Genomic DNA, 20,474 nt, shown 5'->3' on the forward strand with positions numbered 1-20,474 from the left:
GCTCGGTGACCGACGAACGCCATCGACCTCGACGGCATGATCTGTCCGACCAGCCGACCGAACAGCTGGATCTGGAACGGTTGCGCTATTTCACGCAACCCGCGGACGGCAAGCCGAGTACACGTCATCGCCGCCGCCGGGTCGCGCCGCCGCCCGACGTCGACCAGCAGGAGTCGCGCGGCACCCGACCGCCCTCGACGCCGCCCGACACGGGGGCCCAGCAGGTCGCTCCGGAGGCGTGGGCGCCGGCGGGTGCTCCCGCCGAAGGTGGTCGTCCGGAACGTCGCCGTCCCGTCCGCCCGGCTCCTGAACGGACCGCCCCCGACCGGACCGCCCCCGAGCCGATCGTTCCCGAACGCGCCGCTCCGGAACGTATCCCGGCCGAGCCGCTCGATGAGGCCGATCGCCCGCTGACCATCTCGTCCGGTGAGTACAGCGATCCGCTGCGCAGTGCCGTCCCGCACCGCGTCCGGCCACGGGCCGCCGCGACGGCTCCGCCTGCCGGCGCCCAGGCGAGGACACATTTCCTGGATGAGGAACCGGTCACGGCACGGTCCATCCCGGACGATGATCTCGCCGACCCCGTTCGTCGCGACCGCCGCCGATCACGACGGCCCGCCGGTCGAGACGCGGAGACACCGCGGCGCACGTCGCGGCGAGGCGGCAGCACGGGAGGCTCGTCGAGACGCACCCGTCGTCGGGTGGTGCTCGCCGTCGTGCTGGCGTGCATGTTGGCGCTCGTCGTCAGCGTCGGCTTCGTCGGTCTGCGTGCCTTCGGGGTCTTCGAGAACCGAAAGGACTACACCGACGCGGCGGGGACGTCCGACGTCATCGTCGACATCCCGCAGAACTCTACGTTGATGGACTTCGGGCGCATCCTGGAGGACAACGATGTCGTCGGCAGCGTCAACGCATTCGTCGACGCCGCAGGCGGACAGGCGATGTCGGGTGGGTACTACAAGCTGCGCACCCAGATCCCGGCGGCCACCGCGGTCGAGATGATGACCGACGGCAACGAGCACCGGGTGGGTCGGATGGTGGTCCCCGAAGGACTGCAACTCGACGACAAGAAGGGCGTCGACGGCAAGACCACGCCGGGCATCTTCCAGATGATCGCCAACGCGACAGCTGTGACCGTGAACGGTGAACGGATCGGCGCCGACGTTCCCGACCTCGAGAAGGCCGCGGCCGATGCGACCCCGGAGGAGCTCGGTGTCCCGGTGTGGGCACGACCCACCGTGCAGGAACTCTCCGGTGACCATCGCCGGATCGAGGGTCTGATCGCCCCGGGAACGTGGGAGACCATCGACCCGCATCACTCGCCGACGCAGATCCTGCACGACCTGATCGCCGCGAGCGCGCTCAGGTTCGAGCAGTGGGGACTGCTCGACACCAAGGAATCGGGCCTCACTCCCTACCAGACGCTCGTCGCCGCGTCGGTGGTCGAACGCGAGGTGGCCAACGCCGACGACTTCGCGAAAGTGGCCAGGGTGATCCTCAACCGGTTGGAGAAGGACCAGCGGTTGGAGATGGACTCCACGGCGAACTACACCGCCGACGTCACGAACATCGATGTGTACGGCGACGCCTACCAGGCCGACAACAAGTGGAACACCTACCGGATCAAGGGCCTGCCGGTCACGCCGATCGGCGCGGTCGGTGAGCGCGCGCTGACCGCGGTCGAGCATCCGACGGCCGGTCGGTGGCTCTATTTCGTCACGATCGATCGTGAGGGCACCACGCTGTTCGCGAACACGTTCGAGGAGCACAAGCAGAATCGCGAGAAGGCGTGCGAGAACAAGCTGCTGAGCACCGGGTGCAGCTGACCGAGGCGATGGACGACACAGCCACGCAAGTGCGGCGGGCCGCCGTGCTCGGATCGCCGGTGGGACACTCCCGCTCACCCGACCTGCACGCCGCGGCGTACCGCGCGCTCGGGTTGACCGGTTGGACCTACGACCGTATCGAGTGCACCGGCGAACAATTGCCGGCACTGGTGTCCGGACTCGGTCCCGAGTTCGTCGGTCTGTCGGTGACGATGCCGGCCAAACTGGCGGCCCTCGCGTTCGCGGATGAGCGCACGACCAGGGCCGAATTGGTCGGTTCCGCCAACACGCTGGTCCGGACCGACCGCGGATGGCGGGCCGACTGCACGGATATCGACGGGATGGCCGGTGCGCTCGTCGAGGTCGGCGCGGACGCGGCCGAACATCCGTCGGCGGTGCTCGTCGGTGCGGGCGGAACCGCGCTGCCGAGCGTCGCCGCCCTCGCCGATGCGGGTGTCACCGATCTCACGGTGGTCGCCCGTGACCCCGGACGCGCTGCCTCGGTGCTCGAACTCGCCGAACGCCTCGGCATGATGTCGAGGGTGGTCGGATTCGAGAGCGGTCCCGACCTCGGTCGTCGCTGTCGCGACACCGGCGTCGTCGTATCGACGGTACCTGCGGACGCCGCGGCCGCGCTCGCCGAATCACTCTCGCGCGCAACGAAGTTCGTCGACGTGATTTACCATCCCTGGCCGACGCCGGTGGCTGCGGCGGTCGCCGACGCCGGTGGACGCGTCGTCGGGGGACTGGTCATGTTGCTGAACCAGGCGTTCAGTCAGGTCGAACAGTTCACCGGGCGGCCGGCTCCGCGGGACGCGATGACGCAGGCGTTGCGCGACACGCTCTGAGGACGCCTACCCCGGATCGGTGGGTGCGACTCACTCCGCCTCCACAGCCCGTCCGCGCATCCACAGGCGCGGCATCGCGTGGCGCCGGCGGCGCCCGGGGCGCGACATGCTCAGCAGATGTCCGAGTGTGTCGTACTGATCTGGCTCGCGGTGATCGCGGCGGTGGATTCCCGAACGGGACGCATCCCCACTCCGCTGGTGTGGCCGGGCGCGGTGGCGCCGCTCGTCGTCGGCGTCGCGGAGCCGTCGGTGGCGCTCGCCGCGGTGGTCACCGCGTGTCCGTACGCCATCGCCACGCTCGTGCGGCTCTGCGGCGGTGGCGACGTCAAGCTGGCCTTCGCGATCGGCGGTCTGCTCGCCGATCCGGGGCTCGGCCTGCTCGTCGTGGTGTTCGCTGCGGTCGTCGACGTCGTCGGCCGTGGGCGTCGGGAGGTGTCGTCGAGCGGCGGGCGTCCGCACGCTCGGGCTCTGGTGGGTGCGGCGGTCTGCGGTCTGGCCCTGACGTAGGTCGACACGGGTCGTCGGGCGCGGATGACCGCATGGAACAATTGAGCACTGTGTTGCGCTGGATAACTGCCGGAGAGTCCCATGGCCCGGCCCTGGTCGCCATCGTCGAGGGGATGGTGGCCGGAGTGGAGATCACCTCGTCCGACATCGCCGAACAACTCGCGCGTCGACGCCTCGGCTATGGGCGTGGGGCGCGGATGAAGTTCGAGGCGGACAAGATCACCCTTGTCGGCGGGCTTCGGCACGGCCGGACCATGGGTGGACCCGTCGCGGTCGAGATCGCCAACTCGGAATGGCCCAAGTGGGAGACCGTGATGGCCGCCGACCCGGTCGATCCGGCCGAACTCGAGGGCAGCGCGCGTAACGCGCCGCTGACCCGGCCACGTCCCGGCCATGCCGACTACTCCGGCATGCTCAAGTACGGCTTCGACGACGCGCGTCCGGTCCTCGAACGCGCCAGCGCCCGCGAGACCGCCGCGCGGGTGGCAGCCGGTACGGTCGCACGCAACTTCCTGCGCCAGGTGTTCGGTATCGAGGTGCTCTCGCACGTCATCTCGATCGGGGCCAGCGACCCCTATGACGGTCCGGCACCCCGGTATGCCGATCTGCCCGCGATCGACGAGAGCCCTGTGCGGGCGTTCGACGCCGCCGCCGGGCAGCGGATGATCGATGAGATCGAAGCGGCCAAGAAGGACGGCGACACGCTGGGCGGCGTCGTCGAGGTGGTCGCCACCGGAGTGCCCGTCGGACTCGGATCGCATGTCAGCGGGGACACCCGACTCGACGCACGGCTCGCCGGCGCGCTGATGGGCATCCAGGCCATCAAGGGCGTCGAGGTGGGTGACGGTTTCACCACCGCGCGTCGTCGCGGCAGCCAGGCCCACGACGAGATGGTGCCCGGCCCCGACGGTGTGCTGCGGTCCACCAACCGCGCCGGCGGACTCGAGGGCGGTATGACCAACGGCGAAGACGTCCGGGTGCGGGCCGCGATGAAGCCGATCTCGACGGTGCCGCGCGCACTGTCCACGGTCGACATGGCGACCGGGGAAGAGGCCGTCGCGATCCACCAGCGGTCCGACGTGTGCGCGGTGCCCGCGGCCGGTGTGGTCGCCGAGGCGATGGTCGCGTTGGTCCTCGCGCAGGCGGCCCTGGACAAGTTCGGCGGCGACTCGGTCACCGAGACCGCGGAGAACCTCGCCGGCTACCGCAAGCTCATCGCCGCCCGGCCTCCGCACTCATGACGTCGACGCGGCCGGAACGCCGCCCGGTGGTCGTGCTGATCGGCTTCATGGGCGCCGGCAAGTCGACGGTCGGCCGGGTGCTCGCCGATCGTCTCGGGGTCGACTTCGTCGACACCGACTCCGAGATCGTGCGCACCACGGGTCGCAGCATCCCGGAGATTTTCACCGCCGACGGTCCGGAACGTTTCCGGGAGATCGAGCGGGACGTGGTCCTCGACGTCCTGCGATCCCACGGCGGCGTCGTCGCACTCGGGGGTGGCGCTGTGATGACGCCGGCCGTCGCCGACGGTCTCGCCGGACACCGGGTGGTCTACCTGCAGATCACCGCCGAGGACGGCTTCGCGCGGGTCCGTGGCACGGACCGACCACTGATCGCCGCCGAGGATCCACAGCAGCGCTACCGCGAACTCCTCGCCGAGCGTGACGAGACCTACACCCGCACGGGCACGTTCACCGTCGATGCCGCCGCCGGCGAACCCGGCGACGTCGCCGATGTCATCCTCGCCGAATTGGCCCGGGCACTCGTACCAGAAAGGGCATCGATCCCATGACCGAGCCGATAGCGATCACGGTCAACGCCGGCGCGCCGTACGACGTCATCATCGGCCGCGGACTCCTCGACGATGTGGCCGTCGCGGCGACCGGCGCCGATCGCATCGCGATCCTGTATCAGCCGACTCTCGCCCAGACCGCCGAGCAGATCCGGGAGTTCCTCGCCGACAAGGGCTTCGACGCGCATCGGGTGGAGATCCCGGATGCCGAGGCGGGCAAGGACCTCTCCGTCGCCGCGTTCTGCTGGGACGTGTTCGGCCGGATCGGACTCAAACGCAACGACAAGGTGATCAGTCTCGGCGGGGGAGCGGCCACCGATCTCGCGGGTTTCGTGGCGGCGACCTGGATGCGCGGTATCGGCGTCATCCACATCCCGACGACCCTGCTCGCGATGGTCGACGCCGCGGTGGGTGGTAAGACCGGCATCAACACCGATGCGGGCAAGAATCTGGTCGGCGCGTTCCACGAACCGGATGCCGTGCTGATCGACACCGCCACGCTGGAGACGGTGCCGCGCAACGAGGTGATCGCCGGCCTCGCCGAGGTGATCAAGACCGGTTTCATCGCCGATCCGGTCATCCTCGACCTCATCGAGGCCGATCCCGCGGCGGCCGTCGATCCGAGCGGATCGGTTCTGCCGGAATTGATCCGGCGGTCGGTGCAGGTCAAGGCTGACGTCGTGTCGGCAGACCTGAAGGAATCCTCCTTGCGGGAGATCCTCAACTACGGACACACTCTCGGACACGCGATCGAACGCCGCGAACGCTACCGCTGGCGCCATGGTGCCGCGGTGTCGGTGGGTCTGGTGTTCGCTGCCGAGTTGGCCCGGTTGGCCGGCCGGCTCGACGACGCGACCGCCGACCGCCACGCGTCGATACTCGAACTCGTCGGACTGCCGACCGGCTATGACTCCGACGCCCTGCCGGACCTGCTGGAGGGTATGGCCGGGGACAAGAAGAATCGCGCCGGTGTGCTGCGGTTCGTCGTGCTCGACGGCCTGGCGAAGCCGGGGCGGCTCGAGGGACCCGATCCCGGGCTGATCGCCGCGGCGTATTCGGCGGTGGCCGGCAACGCGACGGCGTCCGGCGGTGTACTGCTCTGACTCGGATGTGAAAAAACTCCCATCGCTGCCGGACATTCCGGGCGATGGGAGTTCTTTGGTGTGTCGGAAGGCCGCAGAGGCGGTCGCTCAGCTCGCGGCGTGCTCGGGGTCCCGATCGGGATGGACCGACCAGTCGTCGTCGTTCGACTCGCCCTTGCGCTGATCGCGACGCACCAGGAAACGTCCGATCGCGGCACCCACGAAGGCGGGCGCGAAGACCAGCAGCGCGGTGAACGATCCACCCGCGACGATTTCGACGAACAGATTCGCCTCGCCGATCCCGGCGAACACGAATCGGCCCAGGATCCAGCCGATGATGCCGGCCAGGACTCCGGCGAGCAGACCGGCCTGCAGCCAGCGAACCGTCAGGTCGTCATAGTCGTCGGGATCCGGGTTGGCACGGGCGTCGGCCATGCCGTCGATACCACCCCACACCAGGGCGACGAGAACGACCGCGGCGATCGCGATCGTCTTCCAGACGGTGGTGTGCAGGGGGGCGTTGACCACCGCCACACCGAGCAGGACACGGGCGATGACGTGAACGACGGTCATGGCCAGACCGCGCAGCAACCACGAAGACATAGCGGACAGGGTACGCAACGGGGAACGTGTTCCAAAACACTTCCCCGTCCGGGGTGGTCGCCGGGGTGGTGTGCCGGGTGGGCCGACGGACCGCACGGTAGCGTGAAAGGATGCCTGCCGAAGCCATGACCAGCGCTTACCGAGCGCGCCGTGATCGTCTGCGGGCGGCGCTCGCCGGATCTGCGAACCCGGCCGACGCCGTCGTCGTCAGCGATCTCGTCAACGTGCGGTACCTGACCGGGTTCACCGGGTCCAATGCGGCCGTCCTCATCTGGGTCGACGACCCGGCCGCGGACCGCATCTGCACCGACGGGCGCTACATCACCCAGGTGGCGCAGCAGGCGGGTGACCTCGAGGCGGTCATCGCCCGGGACTGCCTCACCGAACTGGCGCTGCGGGCGCGCGACTCGGGCGCCGCGACCGTCGCCTTCGAGGCCGATACGGTCACCGTCGCGCAGTACCGCGGGCTGCGGGCACGGATCGCCGACGACCACGACACGCCCCCACGGCTGACCGCACACACCGGACTGGTCCAGCAACTGCGGATCATCAAGGATCCTGGTGAGATCGACCTGCTGCGGCAGGCCTGCGGCGTCGGGGATCAGGCCCTGGCGACGATCATCGAGCGCGGCGTGATCCGGGCAGGTGCCACCGAGCGTCAGGTGGCGCGCGCCCTGGAATGGGAGATGTACGCGCTCGGCGCCGACGACATCGCCTTCGAGACCATCGTGGCCGCCGGCGCCAACTCCGCCGTGCCGCATCACCGGCCCACCGATGCGGTGCTCGCCGACGGCGACTTCGTGAAGATCGACTTCGGAGCCGTCGTCGGGGGATACCACTCCGACATGACCAGGACCTATGTGCTGTCGCACGCCGCCGACTGGCAACGCGAGATCTACGACCTGGTCGAGGCGGCGCAGGCGGCGGGACGTGCGGCGCTGCACCCGGGTGCCGACCTTCGCGCAGTCGACGCCGCGGCCCGTTCGGTGATCGCCGACGCCGGGCACGGCGAGCATTACGTCCACGGCCTCGGCCACGGCGTCGGGCTGGAGATCCACGAAGCGCCGGGAATCGGCGCGCTCGCGACGGGTACACTGCCTTGCGGCGCGGCGGTGACCGTGGAGCCCGGCGTCTACCTCCCCGGTCGAGGTGGCGTCAGGATCGAGGACACACTCGTCGTCACCAGTATGGAGACGGCCGGTGACACACCGGACCTGCTGACCGCCACCGACAAGGCATTCACCGTCATCTGACGGCAATTGACATCAAGTTAGGGAAGAGAACATGGCGACCACCGCCGATTTCAAGAACGGCCTCGTGCTGCGCATGGACGACCAGCTCTGGCAGATCCAGGAATTCCAGCACGTCAAGCCCGGCAAGGGCCCGGCGTTCGTGCGCACCAAGATCAAGAACGTGATGTCCGGCAAGACCGTCGACAAGACGTTCAACGCCGGCGTGAAGGTGGAGACCGCGACGGTCGACCGTCGCGACATGACCTACCTGTACAACGACGGCTCCGATTACGTGTTCATGGACACCCAGGACTACGAGCAGTTCGCGATCTCGCCGGCCACCGTCGGCGAGGGCGCGCGCTTCCTGCTGGAGAACATGACCGTGCAGGTCTCGCTCAACGAGGGCACCCCGCTGTTCATCGAGCTGCCGGTCACGATCGAGTTGCTGGTCCAGCAGACCGACCCGGGCCTGCAGGGCGACCGCTCCACCGGTGGTACCAAGCCCGCGACGATGGAGACCGGTGCCGAGATCCAGGTGCCGCTGTTCATCAACACCGGGGACAAGCTGAAGGTCGACTCCCGCGACGGCAGCTACCTCGGCCGCGTCAACGCTTGAGCACGCGAAGCCAGTCAGTGAAGAAATCCGGTACCCGACACAAGGCCCGCCGTCGCGCGGTCGACCTGCTGTTCGAGGCGGAGGCCAAGAAGGTCAGCCCCGCGCAGCTGGTCGCCGAGCGACGCGAGTACGTCCGCGACGACGAGAGCGTCGGCACCATCCACGACTACACCGCGACCGTCATCGACGGCCTGAGCGGCGATCTGACCCAGGTCGACGCCGTCGTCTCCTCGCATCTGCGCGGCTGGACACTGGAACGGCTGCCCGCGGTCGACCGTGCGATCCTGCGGCTGGCGACCTGGGAACTGTTCAACGCGGTCGACGTCGATCCCGTCGTGATCGTCGACGAGGCGGTGGAGCTGGCCAAGGAGCTCTCCACCGACGACTCGCCGGCGTTCGTCAACGGTGTGCTGGCACGGATCGCCGAACTGGCCCCGCAGGTGCGTGCCGCGGCGGCCGCGGGCGACGATCGCCCGGCCCCGGGCACCGAGTGACCTCACTCCCGGTTTGACGCACCACACACCTCGTCGACTCGGATTCGCGAGGTGGTGGCGTGTAGAGTTCTGCGAGACAGACATCCTTTAACGATCCGTCCGGCGAGGCGGAGAAGGAGGTCGGCTTGACCATGTCGACTGACGGTGTGCAGCCAACCGACGATGCCCGGCCCTCCGGGCGGGTTCTGCTCGACGCTTCCGACGTAGCCCGCACCATTGCCCGGGTCGCGCACGAGGTGATCGAGAAGACGGCCCTCGACTCTTCCGCCGCACCCCGCGTGGTGATCATCGGAATCCCTACGCGTGGAACATATCTCGCTTCCCGCCTGGCCGAGAAGATCAACGAGTTCGCCGGCACCGACGTGCCGGTCGGATACCTCGACATCACGCTCTACCGCGACGACCTGCGTGCCAAGCCGCACCGGGCGCTGGAACGCACGGTCGTTCCGCCGGGCGGCGTCGACAACGCGGTCGTCGTGCTCGTCGACGACGTCCTCTTCTCCGGCCGGACCGTCCGCGCCGCGCTCGACGCGCTGCGCGACCTGGGGCGTCCGGCCGCGGTGCAGTTGGCCGTCCTGGTCGACCGCGGCCACCGCGAACTGCCGCTGCGCGCCGACTACGTCGGCAAGAACATCCCCACATCCCGCGACGAGAACGTGTCGGTGCACCTCGAGGAGCACGACGGCATCGACCAGGTCGTGTTGAGTCCGGCCCCGCCTCGGCAGACGTCCGTCCCCGGAGGCCAGAGCTGATGCGTCACCTGCTCTCCACCCAGGATCTCTCCGCCGACGAGGCGACCGAACTCCTCGACGAGGCAGAACGTTTCGAACAGGCTCTGACCGGGCGCGAGGTCCGCAAGCTCCCGACGCTGCGGGGCCGCACGGTCATGACGGTCTTCTACGAGAACTCGACCCGCACCCGGGTGTCCTTCGAGGTGGCCGGCAAATGGATGAGCGCCGACGTCATCAACGTGAGTGCGTCGAGCAGTTCGGCAGGCAAGGGCGAGTCGCTGCGGGACACCGCCAAGACGCTCCATGCGGCGGGCGCCGACGCACTGATCGTCCGGCACCCGGCCTCCGGAGCCGCGCATCAGATCGCGGGCTGGACCGCGGGTCCCGACGACGACGGGCCGGCCATCATCAATGCCGGCGACGGCACCCACGAGCATCCGACCCAGGCGTTGCTCGACGCGCTCACCCTGCGCCAGCGACTCGGGTCGCTGAACGGGCGCCGCGTCGCGATCGTCGGTGACGTCCTGCACTCGCGGGTGGCCCGATCCAATGCCCACCTGCTGTCCACCCTGGGCGCCGAGGTGGTGCTCGTGGCGCCGCCGACGCTGCTGCCGGTCGGGGTGGCGGAATGGCCGGTGATCACGTCCAACGACCTCGACGCCGAACTGCCCGCGGTCGACGCGGTGATGATGCTGCGCGTGCAGGCCGAGCGGATGAACGGCGGATTCTTCCCGAGCGCGCGTGAGTACTCGGTGCGTTACGGCCTCAACGACCGACGGATGAACCTGCTGCCCGACGACGCCGTGGTCCTGCATCCCGGCCCGATGCTGCGCGGCATGGAGATCGGCTACTCGGTCGCCGATTCACCGCGCGCGACCGTGCTCGAGCAGGTCCGCAACGGCGTGCACGTGCGGATGGCGGTGCTGTTCCGCCTGCTCGTCGGCACCGACAGCGCGCCGAGCCCGGCGAACACCCCGGGAGCCCAGCGAGGGGAGATGCAGAAGTGAGCGCTCCGACATCCGGATCGGTCCTGATCACCGACGTCCGTCCCTACGGCGAGGGTGAGCCGATCGACGTAGTGGTCGTCGACGGCACCATCAACGAGATCGGCTCGGAGTTGTCCGCGCCGGCCGGGGCCGACCGCATCGACGGCGGCGGCGCGATCCTGCTGCCGGGTCTGGTCGACCTGCACACCCACCTGCGTGAGCCCGGCCGGGAAGACACCGAGACGATCCGCACCGGATCCGCGGCGGCCGCGCTCGGTGGCTACACCGCGGTGTTCGCCATGGCGAACACCGATCCGGTCGCCGACAACTCGACCGTCACCGACAACGTCTGGCGCACGGGCCGCGACATCGGACTCGTCGACGTGTACCCGGTCGGTGCCGTCACCGTCGGGCTCGCCGGCAAGCAACTCGCCGAGATGGGCATGATGGCGGCCGGCGTGGCGGGAGTGCGCATGTTCAGCGACGACGGCAAGTGCGTCGACGACCCGCTACTCATGCGCCGCGCACTCGAGTACGCGAAGAGCCTCGACGTGTTGATCGCCCAGCACGCGGAGGAGCCGCGGCTGACCGTCGGGGCCGTCGCCCACGAAGGACCGAATGCCGCACGGCTCGGTCTCGCCGGGTGGCCCCGTGCCGCCGAGGAGTCGATCGTCATCCGCGACGCACTGTTGGCGCGGGATGCCGGGACCCGGGTCCACATCTGTCACGCCTCCACCGAGGGCACCGTCGAACTGCTGCGCTGGGCGCGCGCGCAGGGGATCGCGATCAGCGCCGAGGTGACGCCGCACCATCTGTTGCTCGACGACTCGCGCCTTGCCACGTACGACCCGGTGAACAAGGTCAACCCACCGCTGCGCGAGGCCCGCGACAACATCGCGCTGCGGCAGGCGCTCGCCGACGGTGTGATCGACTGCGTCGCCACCGATCACGCGCCGCATGCCGCCCAGGAGAAGGCGTGTGAGTTCGGCCAGGCCCGACCGGGCATGCTCGGACTGCAGACCGCATTGCCGATCGTCGTCGAGACGATGGTCGCCACCGGCCTGCTGGACTGGCGCGGCGTCGCGAAGGTGATGAGCGAGCGGCCGGCACAGATCGTCGGGCTGACCGATCAGGGACGGCCGATCGAGGTCGGGGAGCCGGCCAATCTCACGCTGATCGATCCGGACACGTCGTGGGTTGTCGACCCCGACGGCCTGGCCAGCCTGTCACGCAACACCCCGTACGAGTCGATGACGATGCCCGCCACCGTGACCGCGACCGTGCTCCGCGGGGTGGTCACCGCTCGCGACGGTGAGGTCACCCGATGAGCGGGTTCGAGCTGACCGTCCTGCTGGTCGTGGTCCTGGTCTGGTTGGGACTGGTCGCCCTCGCTGTGCGCGGGTGGCGCAACCGCGGCCGTCGTCAGGCGGACGTGATCGGGACGCCCCCGGCGGTTCCCGCCGACCTCTCCGCACCGACGCGCGGTCCCGACACCGGCTTGTACGTCGGCAGCACCATGGCGCCGAGCTGGCAGAACCGGATCGCGGTGGGGGACTTCGGGGATCGCGCCGCCGCGGCGATATCCGCGTACCCGGACGGCATCCTGATCGAACGGCGGGGCGCATCCGAGATCTGGATCCCGCGGTCGTCGATCACCGCGGTGCGGACCGAGCGCGGTCTGGCCGGGAAGGTGATGACCGCGGACGGCGTGCTGGTGATCCGCTGGGTGTTGCCGAGCGGGACCGAGATCGACTCGGGCCTGCGCGCGGACGACAAGAGTGTTTATCCCGGGTGGGTTGCCGACTACGCGGCCACGGCAGCTGAACACGACGCCGGGAGCGCGGCGAGCGGGCAGGACGAGAAGGGGAAAGAGCAATGAGCACAGCGGTTCTGGTGCTGGAGAACGGGCAGGTCTTCCGCGGCCTGCCGTTCGGGGCCGTCGGCGAGACGCTCGGCGAGGCGGTGTTCTGCACGGCGATGACCGGCTATCAGGAGACCCTGACCGACCCGAGTTACCACCGGCAGATCGTCGTGGCCACGGCGCCGCAGATCGGCAACACCGGCTGGAACGACGAGGACGGCGAGAGCACCGGCAGCGCGGGTAGCGACTCGGCGACGGGGGACTCGGGCAAGATCTGGGTCGCCGGTTACGCCGTGCGCAATCCCACACGGCGCGTGTCGAACTGGCGGGCCACCACGTCACTGGAGGACGAACTCCGTCGTCAGGAGGTCGTGGGTATCGCCGGCATCGACACCCGGACGCTGGTCCGCGTGTTGCGCGACCACGGCTCGATGCGCGCCGGGATCTTCTCCGGCGCGGCGGTGTCGACGGACGACGATCTGGTCTCGCGGGTCCGTAATCAGCCGGAGATGAAGGGCGCCAACCTGGCCGGTGAGGTGACCACCGACACGGGTTACGTCGTGGAACCCGCCGCGGGCACCGGAAGTGGTGGCGGCGAAGCCCGATTCACGGTCGCGGCTCTCGACCTCGGCATCAAGACCAACACCCCGCGGATGTTCGCGCAGCGAGGTGTACAGGTACATGTGTTGCCGTCGACGGTCGGTCTCGACGCGATCACCGATCTGAAGCCGGATGGCGTGTTCCTGTCCAACGGGCCGGGTGATCCGGCGACCGCCGACGCCACCGTGGAGTTGACGCGGGGTGTCCTCGGCGCAGGGCTGCCGCTGTTCGGCATCTGCTTCGGCAACCAGATCCTCGGTCGGGCGCTCGGGCGGAGCACCTACAAGATGAAGTTCGGTCATCGCGGCATCAACATCCCGGTGATCGACCACGTGACCGGCACGGTGTCGATCACCGCGCAGAACCACGGGTTCGCACTCGAAGGTGAGGCCGGCGAGGAGTTCGACACCGACTTCGGCCGGGCCCGAGTGAGTCACGTCTGCGCCAACGACGGCACCGTCGAGGGCGTGGAATTACTTTCGGGACAGGCCTTTTCGGTCCAGTACCACCCGGAGGCGGCGGCCGGTCCACACGACGCCGCATACCTCTTCGACAAGTTCGTCACCCTCCTCGAGGGTGGCGCTGCGCAAGGAACGAGAGCCTGATGCCACGCCGCACAGACATCTCCCACGTCCTGGTCATCGGGTCGGGCCCGATCGTGATCGGCCAGGCGTGCGAGTTCGACTACTCCGGCACGCAGGCGTGCCGCGTCCTCAAGGCCGAGGGCCTGCGGGTCAGCCTGGTGAACTCCAATCCGGCGACGATCATGACCGACCCCGAGTTCGCCGACGCCACCTACATCGAGCCGATCACGGCGGAGTACGTGGAGAAGGTGATCGAGGCCGAGCGCGACGCCGGTCATCCCATCGACGCGGTACTGGCCACCCTCGGTGGCCAGACCGCGCTCAACACCGCGGTCGCGCTCCACGATCGTGGTTCGTTGGAGAAGTATGGGATCGAGCTGATCGGCGCCGACTTCGATGCCATCCAGCGCGGTGAGGATCGACAGAAGTTCAAGGACATCGTCGCGAAGGTCGGTGGTGAGAGCGCCCGATCTGCCGTGTGCCACACGATGGACGAGGTCTACGCCACGGTCGACGACCTCGGCTACCCGGTCGTGGTGCGGCCGTCGTTCACCATGGGCGGACTGGGCTCGGGGATGGCGTACGACCGCACCGACCTCGAGCGGATCGCCGGCGGTGGTTTGGCCGCATCGCCGACCGCCAACGTGCTGATCGAGGAATCGATCCTGGGCTGGAAGGAATACGAGCTCGAATTGATGCGCGACAACCGCGACAACGTCGTGGTGGTGTGCTCGATCGAGAATCTCGATCCGGTCGGTGTGCACACGGGTGACTCGGTCACCGTCGCGCCGGCGATGACCCTGACCGACCGTGAGTACCAGATCATGCGCGACCTCTCGATCGCGATCCTGCGTGAGGTCGGCGTCGACACCGGTGGCTGCAACATCCAGTTCGCCCAGGACCCCACCGACGGCCGTCTCGTCGTCATCGAGATGAATCCCCGCGTGTCCCGCTCGTCGGCCCTGGCGTCGAAGGCGACGGGCTTCCCGATCGCCAAGATCGCCGCGAAGCTCGCGATCGGATACAGCCTGGACGAGATCGTCAACGACATCACCAAGGAGACGCCGGCGTGCTTCGAGCCGACGCTCGACTACGTCGTCGTCAAGGCGCCGCGGTTCGCTTTCGAGAAGTTCCCCGGCGCCGACGACACGCTGACCACCACGATGAAGTCGGTGGGTGAGGCGATGTCGTTGGGCCGCAGCTTCGCCGAGGCCCTGGGCAAGGTCATGCGCTCGCTGGAGAACAAGGCGGGCGGATTCTGGACCGAGCCGAACCGACCCGATCCCGCGACCATCGATCTCGACGAGCTGCTGGAGTCGTTGACGACGCCGAAGGACGGTCGTCTGTACGGGCTGATGCTGGCCTTCGAGGCCGGGGCGTCGATCGAGCAACTCTACGAGGCGACCGCCATCGACCCGTGGTTCCTCGCCGAGATCGGCGGCATCGCCGCACTCGGCGCGGCGATCCGCGACGCGGACACGCTGGACGAGGCCCTGCTGCGCGAGGCGAAGAGCACCGGATTCTCCGACCGTCAGATCGCCGCGCTGCGTGCCGATCTCGTCGACGAGGCGGCGGCACGCGAACTCCGCCTGGGGTTCGGCGTGCATCCCGTCTACAAGACCGTCGACACCTGCGCGGCCGAGTTCGAGGCCAAGACGCCGTATCACTACTCGACCTATGAGCTCGATCCGGCGGCCACCAGTGAGGTTGCGCCACAGCCGGATCGACCGAAGGTGCTCATCCTGGGGTCGGGGCCCAACCGCATCGGCCAGGGTATCGAGTTCGACTATTCGTGTGTGCATGCGGCGCTGACGCTGTCGGAGGCCGGATACGAGACCGTGATGGTCAACTGCAACCCGGAGACGGTCTCGACGGACTACGACACCGCCGACCGCCTGTACTTCGAGCCGCTGACCTTCGAGGACGTGCTCGAGGTCTATCGCGCGGAGGCCGAGTCCGGCACCGTCGCCGGGGTGATCGTGCAGCTCGGCGGGCAGACCCCGCTCGGTCTCGCGCACCGCCTCGCCGCCGCCGGGGTGCCCATCGTCGGGACGAGTCCGGAGGCCATCGATCTCGCCGAGGACCGTGGAGAGTTCGGCAAGGTGCTCACCGCCGCGGGTCTGCCCGCTCCCGCGTTCGGCACCGCGACGAGCTTCGTGGAGGCCCGCGACACCGCGGCTCGCATCGGCTACCCCGTGCTGGTCCGTCCGTCCTACGTGCTCGGTGGCCGCGGCATGGAGATCGTCTACGACGAGAAGTCCTTGGAGGACTACATCTCTCGTGCCACCGAACTCACCCCGGACCATCCCGTACTGGTCGACCGGTTCCTCGAGGACGCCGTGGAGATCGACGTCGACGCGTTGTGCGACGGCGACGAGGTCTACATCGGCGGGGTCATGGAGCACATCGAGGAGGCCGGCATCCATTCCGGTGACTCGGCCTGTGCGTTGCCGCCGGTGACGCTCGGCCGGGCCGACCTCGCGATGGTCCGGGCGTCCACCGAGGCGCTGGCACGAGGCATCGGCGTGCGCGGTCTGCTGAACGTCCAATACGCGCTCAAGGACGACATCCTCTACGTGCTGGAGGCCAATCCGCGCGCCAGCCGCACCGTGCCCTTCGTGTCCAAGGCCACCGCCGTGTCGCTGGCCAAGGCATGTGCCCGCGTCATGCTCGGCGAGTCGATCGCCGAGCTGCGCACGCAGGGTCTGCTGGAGGCCACCGGGGACGGCGGCGAATCACCTGCGCACGCGCCGATCTCGGTGAAGGAGGCGGTGTTGCCCTTCAACCGGTTCCGCCGCCATGACGGAAGCGGTGTGGATTCGCTGTTGAGCCCGGAGATGAAGTCGACGGGCGAGGTGATGGGCATCGACGCCGACTTCGGTCGCGCCTTCGCGAAGTCGCAGACGGCCGCGTACGGGTCACTCCCCATGTCGGGCGCGATCTTCGTGTCGGTGGCCAACAAGGACAAGCGGGCGCTGATCTTCCCGGTCAAGCATCTCGCCGACCTCGGATTCGAGATCCTGGCGACCGAGGGCACTGCAGATGTGTTGCGGCGCAACGGCATCGAGTGCCGGACCGTGCGCAAGCACTTCGAGGCGGCCGAAGGCGAGCCCACGATCGTCGACCTCATCCGCGCGGGTGAGGTCTCGATGGTGATCAACACGCCGTACGGCAATTCCGGCCCGCGCGTGGACGGATACGAGATCCGTAGCGCCGCGGTGTCGGTGAACATCCCGTGCATCACCACGGTGCAGGGCGCGAGCGCGGCCGTGCAGGGCATCGAGGCGGCGATGAACGGCCAGATGGAGGTCCAGTCGCTGCAACGGCGTCACGCGGTGCTGGTGAACAGGCGATGACCGCGCCGCCCTCGTCCGGGTTCGCACCGCGATACCGCGAGGTGATCGGGGAGCGGGGCCGTCTGTGCGTCGGCATCGACCCACACGCCGAACTGCTCGAGGAGTGGGGCCTACCGGTCTCGATCGACGGGTTGTCGAGGTTCGCGGACATCTGTGTCGAGGCGTTGGGACCGGTCGCCGCGGTCATCAAACCGCAGGTCGCCTTCTTCGAGGTCTTCGGCTCCGGCGGATTCGCCGTTCTGGAGAAGGTGATCCGCGGCGCTCAGGCGGCCGGTGCGCTGGTCCTCGCCGACGCCAAACGTGGTGACATCGGCTCGACGATGCAGGCGTACGCCACCGCATGGCTCGGGGACGCCTCACCGCTGTGCTCGGACGCCGTCACCGTCTCGCCCTACCTCGGGTTCGGTTCCCTCGCTCCCGCCGTGGAGGCGGCACGTGCGACCGAGCGCGGGGTCTTCGTGCTCGCCCGCACCTCGAACCCCGAGGGCGCACGGATTCAGCTCGCCGACGCGGACGGACGAGCGGTCGGACAGACCGTCGTCGACGCCGCGGCCGTGGAGAACGCCGACGGATCGGCGACCGTAGGACTGGTCGTCGGCGCCACGCGCGCGCACGGCCTCGACCTCGGTGCGCTGCAGGGGCCGATACTGTCGCCCGGGCTCGGCGCGCAGGGGGCCACCCCGGCGGATCTCGCCGAGGTGTTCGCCGACGCCGACACGGCCTGGTTGCTGCCCGCGAGCAGTCGGGGAGTGTTGCGCAGCGGACCGGCGATCGGAGAGCTCCGATCTGCTTGTGAGCGCACGCGTGACGAGGTGGAGTCGGCGCTGCGCTGAACTATTGTTCGGGCGTGCCGGCGACAACGAGGCGCGGGTTGAGTCCTGGGCTTGATCGCAGGACCGTGTCAGGGCGGATTGCACCGCGGGTGTCGCCGAAGTTGATCGTGTCATTATGTCCAGCGTCCCAGCGCATACCCTGGATCGGCGTATGGCCGAGAAGGAAAATGTATGACCCCATGGCACTCACGGTCGGTTCGGTGTGCGGCACGCCCCAGCAGATACCCTGCGTGCCCGCGAGTTCGTTGATCTCGGTGTCCGACATCCCGTCGAATTGCTGGATCATTCGGTCGTATCGACGCGTCCAGCCTGCCTTGTCTGTCAACTCGCCGAGGGTGACGGAAATGCCCTCCGTGGAGCCCGCCTCCAGCGTGACCCGCTCGATCCGGGCGCTCGATCCGAGGGGTTCCCCCGCCGTGCGTGGGTCGAACTCGGAGGTGCAGTTGTCCTCATCATCGGCACTTGGCCATACGAGACAGCCACCGAGGGCGGACATCAGAAAGATCGCCGTCGTCACGGTGACTGCACATCGACGCACCCGTCGCGACATGTCAGTGGGCCGGTAGTGGAACGCCGACGGTGCCGGGCAGTCCGATGTCACCCGTCTCGACATGGTTGCTCCAGTCGATCGCACCGTCCTGGCCGATGACAACGGTCCCGCCGTCGCGGACCTCCGCCGCGATGAGGTCGGCGAGTTCGTCGGCGCTGGCATCCGGATTCGCTTGTGCGACATGGCGTCCGATCTCGTTGTTGTAGAGGTCCATGGCCTCCCGGTTCGCCGGGTTCCCGCCGAGTCCCTCGTGTGCAGTGGTGTACTGGGCCGTCCACTCCGCTCCGAACTGCTTGGTCAACAGGGCATTCCAGTAGGCGTGCCGAAAAGCGTCGCCGTGTCCGTCGTTGAGCGAGTTCGGCGGGAATCGGTCCTTCGCCACCTGATCGGCTTTCGACATGGCGTCGTACCAGCGATAGACGGCCTCGCCCTGGGCGATCGGACTCGCCCCCTGACGCGCCAGCAGCAGTCCGAGTGAGGCGACCTCCTCGGGAGTCATCAGTCGGGGATCGAAGTCGGGATGCACCGCCCGGATCGTCGCGAGCAGCGTGCCGTCGGGCCACAGGGTGGCCTGGCCGCTGGATTTGTGGGTCTGGTACCTGGTCAGGATCTCCTGGAGCCGGGGATCGCCGGGCATCGGCACGGCACCTTCTTTGACGCCCTGGGCCAGACTCTCGAAGGTCCCGCGGATCGTCTCCGCGCCGGCCTGGTCGATCGTCTGGATCTGCGCCAGGGCGTTGCGCAACGCCAGAGTGAAGCCCAGCTCCTCACCTTCTTTGTCGGCCAGCTTGAACGGGGTCTTCCATCCCCATTCGTCGGCCCACTCCGCATTCGATCTCAACGAGTACACCTCGCCGTTCGGCCGGTAGGCGAGTTGATACTCCGAGGCCTTGATCTCACCGACCTTCGCATTCAGGACGTCGATATGGCCCTGGATCTCGTCCAGCTTCGACGAGGCTCGTTCCGCGATGGTCTCCATCACGACCGTGGAGCGGACGAGATCGCTCGTGTGCAGCATGGAGAGATTCCGCGCTGCGTCACCACCCTGTGACTGCCAGAAGTCGGTGGAGGAGTCGTAGTCGCGTGCCGTCGCATCGGCGGTGCGCTTCACCGCCGAGCCCTTTGCGTCGATGTGATCGATGACGCTGCGTGCCCCGGAGAAGTTCCAGGCCCGGACGGCGTCCACCGTGTATCGCGTGCCGTCGCTCATCCGCCCGGCCCGACGAGCCGGTGCGCATTGGCGGTGTCGGTGCGTTCGTAGTCGCGCGCGCCCTGGTCGGCGAGGTCTGCGAAGTGGTCGAGGCGTCCGGTGTGATAGCGCAACACCGTGTCGATGGTGCGTGCCGAGTCCTTGAGGACGCGTGCGATCTCCGACTCCTGGGCACCCGCGTCTGCTGACACGCCGCCCGCCACCGGTGATTGCGCCCTGATCTCGTCGGCTCGCCCTCTGGTGGATCTGGCCAGCCCGTATACGCGTGGTGGATCGACGTACATTTCCCCCGCACCCCTCGTGTCGATTCGCAGACTCTGTTGTCTTGTCGTTCTCCGGATTCTTGGACGCACGGGACGACCGATCGGTTCCCGCATTGTCGGGATCTCCCTCGACCGGTCGTGAGCATAGACGGAGATCCCGACCCCGCCGCGCATCGACACCGGAGGACCCGCGACACGCGCGACACAGCGCCCGATCGCGGAGAAATTCCTGGTCACCACTCCTGTCACACGCGTATCAGTGCAGGCAGGAGGCGATTTGCCCGGGATATCCGGCGCGCGGCGACACGTGTGCGGCAGCGTTGTCGATGACCTGCGGTTTTCCTTCGAACGCCGTAGTCAGAGCGCCACGCCGACCGTTGTCGGGCCGATGGTCTACCTTGCAAGGGCGCGGGACGCTACAGCACCGGATTCCGCCGGGTTTCCCGGGGGTGGCACTCGCAAATGCCTGCTCACGTGGGTACGGTCGCTTTCGCCGCACC

Annotated in this window: 20 protein-coding genes; 16 read left to right on the forward strand and 4 right to left on the reverse strand. The window is 68.4% G+C overall.

Features of this window, described 5'->3' with window-relative positions; genetic code table 11:
- Positions 1-5: 5 nt before the first annotated feature.
- From D7316_RS04165 to aroB, 6 genes are all read left to right on the forward strand, one after another.
- The gene (locus tag D7316_RS04165) at positions 6-1,826 is read left to right on the forward strand and encodes an endolytic transglycosylase MltG (RefSeq protein ID WP_232016753.1); all 1,821 of its coding nucleotides are present in this window, start codon (positions 6-8) and stop codon (positions 1,824-1,826) included.
- Positions 1,827-1,834: 8 nt separating this feature from the next.
- Complete coding sequence (locus tag D7316_RS04170; protein ID WP_124711095.1) at positions 1,835-2,674, forward strand: shikimate dehydrogenase; 840 nt, start codon at positions 1,835-1,837, stop codon at positions 2,672-2,674.
- Positions 2,675-2,791: 117 nt separating this feature from the next.
- On the forward strand, positions 2,792-3,181 hold the full coding sequence (locus tag D7316_RS04175) for a prepilin peptidase (RefSeq protein ID WP_124707171.1): 390 nt from the start codon (positions 2,792-2,794) through the stop codon (positions 3,179-3,181).
- 32 nt (positions 3,182-3,213) lie between these two features.
- The gene (aroC, locus tag D7316_RS04180) at positions 3,214-4,422 is read left to right on the forward strand and encodes a chorismate synthase (protein WP_124707172.1); all 1,209 of its coding nucleotides are present in this window, start codon (positions 3,214-3,216) and stop codon (positions 4,420-4,422) included.
- Complete coding sequence (locus D7316_RS04185) at positions 4,419-4,973, forward strand: shikimate kinase (protein WP_124707173.1); 555 nt, start codon at positions 4,419-4,421, stop codon at positions 4,971-4,973. Before aroC ends, D7316_RS04185 begins: the two co-directional genes overlap by 4 nt.
- Positions 4,970-6,076 (forward strand): 3-dehydroquinate synthase, encoded by a 1,107-nt coding sequence (gene aroB / locus D7316_RS04190; protein WP_124707174.1) that lies wholly within the window; start codon positions 4,970-4,972, stop codon positions 6,074-6,076. The genes D7316_RS04185 and aroB overlap by 4 nt, the downstream gene beginning before the upstream one ends.
- Before the next feature lie 87 nt (positions 6,077-6,163).
- Here the strand turns inward: aroB and D7316_RS04195 are convergent, their stop codons facing one another.
- Positions 6,164-6,658 (reverse strand): B-4DMT family transporter, encoded by a 495-nt coding sequence (locus D7316_RS04195; RefSeq protein WP_124707175.1) that lies wholly within the window; start codon positions 6,656-6,658, stop codon positions 6,164-6,166.
- Positions 6,659-6,783: 125 nt separating this feature from the next.
- Between D7316_RS04195 and D7316_RS04200 the strand changes: the two genes are divergently transcribed.
- The 10 genes from D7316_RS04200 to pyrF all read left to right on the forward strand — a co-directional run bounded on the left by D7316_RS04200 (position 6,784) and on the right by pyrF (position 17,951).
- On the forward strand, positions 6,784-7,911 hold the full coding sequence (locus D7316_RS04200) for an aminopeptidase P family protein (RefSeq protein WP_124707176.1): 1,128 nt from the start codon (positions 6,784-6,786) through the stop codon (positions 7,909-7,911).
- Positions 7,912-7,942: 31 nt separating this feature from the next.
- Entirely contained in the window at positions 7,943-8,506 is a 564-nt protein-coding gene (efp, locus tag D7316_RS04205; protein ID WP_124707177.1) for an elongation factor P, read from the forward strand.
- 17 nt (positions 8,507-8,523) lie between these two features.
- A complete protein-coding gene (nusB, locus tag D7316_RS04210; RefSeq protein ID WP_124707178.1) occupies positions 8,524-9,000 on the forward strand; it encodes a transcription antitermination factor NusB in 477 nt (158 codons plus the stop codon).
- 131 nt (positions 9,001-9,131) lie between these two features.
- The gene (gene pyrR / locus D7316_RS04215) at positions 9,132-9,752 is read left to right on the forward strand and encodes a bifunctional pyr operon transcriptional regulator/uracil phosphoribosyltransferase PyrR (protein ID WP_124711096.1); all 621 of its coding nucleotides are present in this window, start codon (positions 9,132-9,134) and stop codon (positions 9,750-9,752) included.
- Positions 9,752-10,738, forward strand: coding sequence for an aspartate carbamoyltransferase catalytic subunit (locus D7316_RS04220; RefSeq protein ID WP_124707179.1), 987 nt, complete (start codon positions 9,752-9,754; stop codon positions 10,736-10,738). Before pyrR ends, D7316_RS04220 begins: the two co-directional genes overlap by 1 nt.
- Positions 10,735-12,045 (forward strand): dihydroorotase, encoded by a 1,311-nt coding sequence (locus D7316_RS04225; RefSeq protein ID WP_124707180.1) that lies wholly within the window; start codon positions 10,735-10,737, stop codon positions 12,043-12,045. The genes D7316_RS04220 and D7316_RS04225 overlap by 4 nt, the downstream gene beginning before the upstream one ends.
- Positions 12,042-12,596, forward strand: a complete 555-nt coding sequence (locus D7316_RS04230) for a PH-like domain-containing protein (protein WP_124707181.1) — start codon at positions 12,042-12,044, stop codon at positions 12,594-12,596. The genes D7316_RS04225 and D7316_RS04230 overlap by 4 nt, the downstream gene beginning before the upstream one ends.
- Positions 12,593-13,783 (forward strand): glutamine-hydrolyzing carbamoyl-phosphate synthase small subunit, encoded by a 1,191-nt coding sequence (carA, locus tag D7316_RS04235; protein ID WP_124707182.1) that lies wholly within the window; start codon positions 12,593-12,595, stop codon positions 13,781-13,783. The genes D7316_RS04230 and carA overlap by 4 nt, the downstream gene beginning before the upstream one ends.
- Complete coding sequence (gene carB / locus D7316_RS04240; RefSeq protein ID WP_124707183.1) at positions 13,783-17,118, forward strand: carbamoyl-phosphate synthase large subunit; 3,336 nt, start codon at positions 13,783-13,785, stop codon at positions 17,116-17,118. The genes carA and carB overlap by 1 nt, the downstream gene beginning before the upstream one ends.
- Positions 17,115-17,951, forward strand: a complete 837-nt coding sequence (gene pyrF / locus D7316_RS04245; RefSeq protein WP_124707184.1) for an orotidine-5'-phosphate decarboxylase — start codon at positions 17,115-17,117, stop codon at positions 17,949-17,951. Before carB ends, pyrF begins: the two co-directional genes overlap by 4 nt.
- Position 17,952: 1 nt before the next feature.
- Here the strand turns inward: pyrF and D7316_RS04250 are convergent, their stop codons facing one another.
- From D7316_RS04250 to D7316_RS04260, 3 genes are read right to left on the reverse strand one after another with little or no spacing between them, the layout of a single operon-like run.
- Positions 17,953-18,468: a hypothetical protein gene (locus D7316_RS04250; protein ID WP_124707185.1), complete on the reverse strand. Its 516-nt coding sequence runs from the start codon at positions 18,466-18,468 to the stop codon at positions 17,953-17,955.
- 34 nt (positions 18,469-18,502) lie between these two features.
- A complete protein-coding gene (locus D7316_RS04255; RefSeq protein WP_124707186.1) occupies positions 18,503-19,711 on the reverse strand; it encodes a DUF6973 domain-containing protein in 1,209 nt (402 codons plus the stop codon).
- Positions 19,708-19,902 (reverse strand): hypothetical protein, encoded by a 195-nt coding sequence (locus tag D7316_RS04260; protein ID WP_124707187.1) that lies wholly within the window; start codon positions 19,900-19,902, stop codon positions 19,708-19,710. The genes D7316_RS04255 and D7316_RS04260 overlap by 4 nt, the downstream gene beginning before the upstream one ends.
- Positions 19,903-20,474 lie beyond the last annotated feature (572 nt).

It is taken from the genome of Gordonia insulae (assembly GCF_003855095.1).
Lineage (GTDB): Bacteria > Actinomycetota > Actinomycetes > Mycobacteriales > Mycobacteriaceae > Gordonia > Gordonia insulae.

Excerpts from the sequence above, each read along its gene's own strand:
- D7316_RS04170 (WP_124711095.1), top strand. The coding sequence starts at position 1,835 with ATGGACGACACAGCCACGCAAGTGCGGCGGGCCGCCGTGCTCGGATCG.
- D7316_RS04175 (WP_124707171.1), top strand. The coding sequence starts at position 2,792 with ATGTCCGAGTGTGTCGTACTGATCTGGCTCGCGGTGATCGCGGCGGTG.
- aroC (WP_124707172.1), top strand. The coding sequence starts at position 3,214 with ATGGAACAATTGAGCACTGTGTTGCGCTGGATAACTGCCGGAGAGTCC.
- D7316_RS04185 (WP_124707173.1), top strand. The coding sequence starts at position 4,419 with ATGACGTCGACGCGGCCGGAACGCCGCCCGGTGGTCGTGCTGATCGGC.
- aroB (WP_124707174.1), top strand. The coding sequence starts at position 4,970 with ATGACCGAGCCGATAGCGATCACGGTCAACGCCGGCGCGCCGTACGAC.
- D7316_RS04195 (WP_124707175.1), bottom strand. The coding sequence starts at position 6,658 with ATGTCTTCGTGGTTGCTGCGCGGTCTGGCCATGACCGTCGTTCACGTC.
- D7316_RS04200 (WP_124707176.1), top strand. The coding sequence starts at position 6,784 with ATGACCAGCGCTTACCGAGCGCGCCGTGATCGTCTGCGGGCGGCGCTC.
- efp (WP_124707177.1), top strand. The coding sequence starts at position 7,943 with ATGGCGACCACCGCCGATTTCAAGAACGGCCTCGTGCTGCGCATGGAC.
- pyrR (WP_124711096.1), top strand. The coding sequence starts at position 9,132 with ATGTCGACTGACGGTGTGCAGCCAACCGACGATGCCCGGCCCTCCGGG.
- D7316_RS04220 (WP_124707179.1), top strand. The coding sequence starts at position 9,752 with ATGCGTCACCTGCTCTCCACCCAGGATCTCTCCGCCGACGAGGCGACC.
- D7316_RS04230 (WP_124707181.1), top strand. The coding sequence starts at position 12,042 with ATGAGCGGGTTCGAGCTGACCGTCCTGCTGGTCGTGGTCCTGGTCTGG.
- carA (WP_124707182.1), top strand. The coding sequence starts at position 12,593 with ATGAGCACAGCGGTTCTGGTGCTGGAGAACGGGCAGGTCTTCCGCGGC.
- carB (WP_124707183.1), top strand. The coding sequence starts at position 13,783 with ATGCCACGCCGCACAGACATCTCCCACGTCCTGGTCATCGGGTCGGGC.
- pyrF (WP_124707184.1), top strand. The coding sequence starts at position 17,115 with ATGACCGCGCCGCCCTCGTCCGGGTTCGCACCGCGATACCGCGAGGTG.
- D7316_RS04255 (WP_124707186.1), bottom strand. The coding sequence starts at position 19,711 with ATGAGCGACGGCACGCGATACACGGTGGACGCCGTCCGGGCCTGGAAC.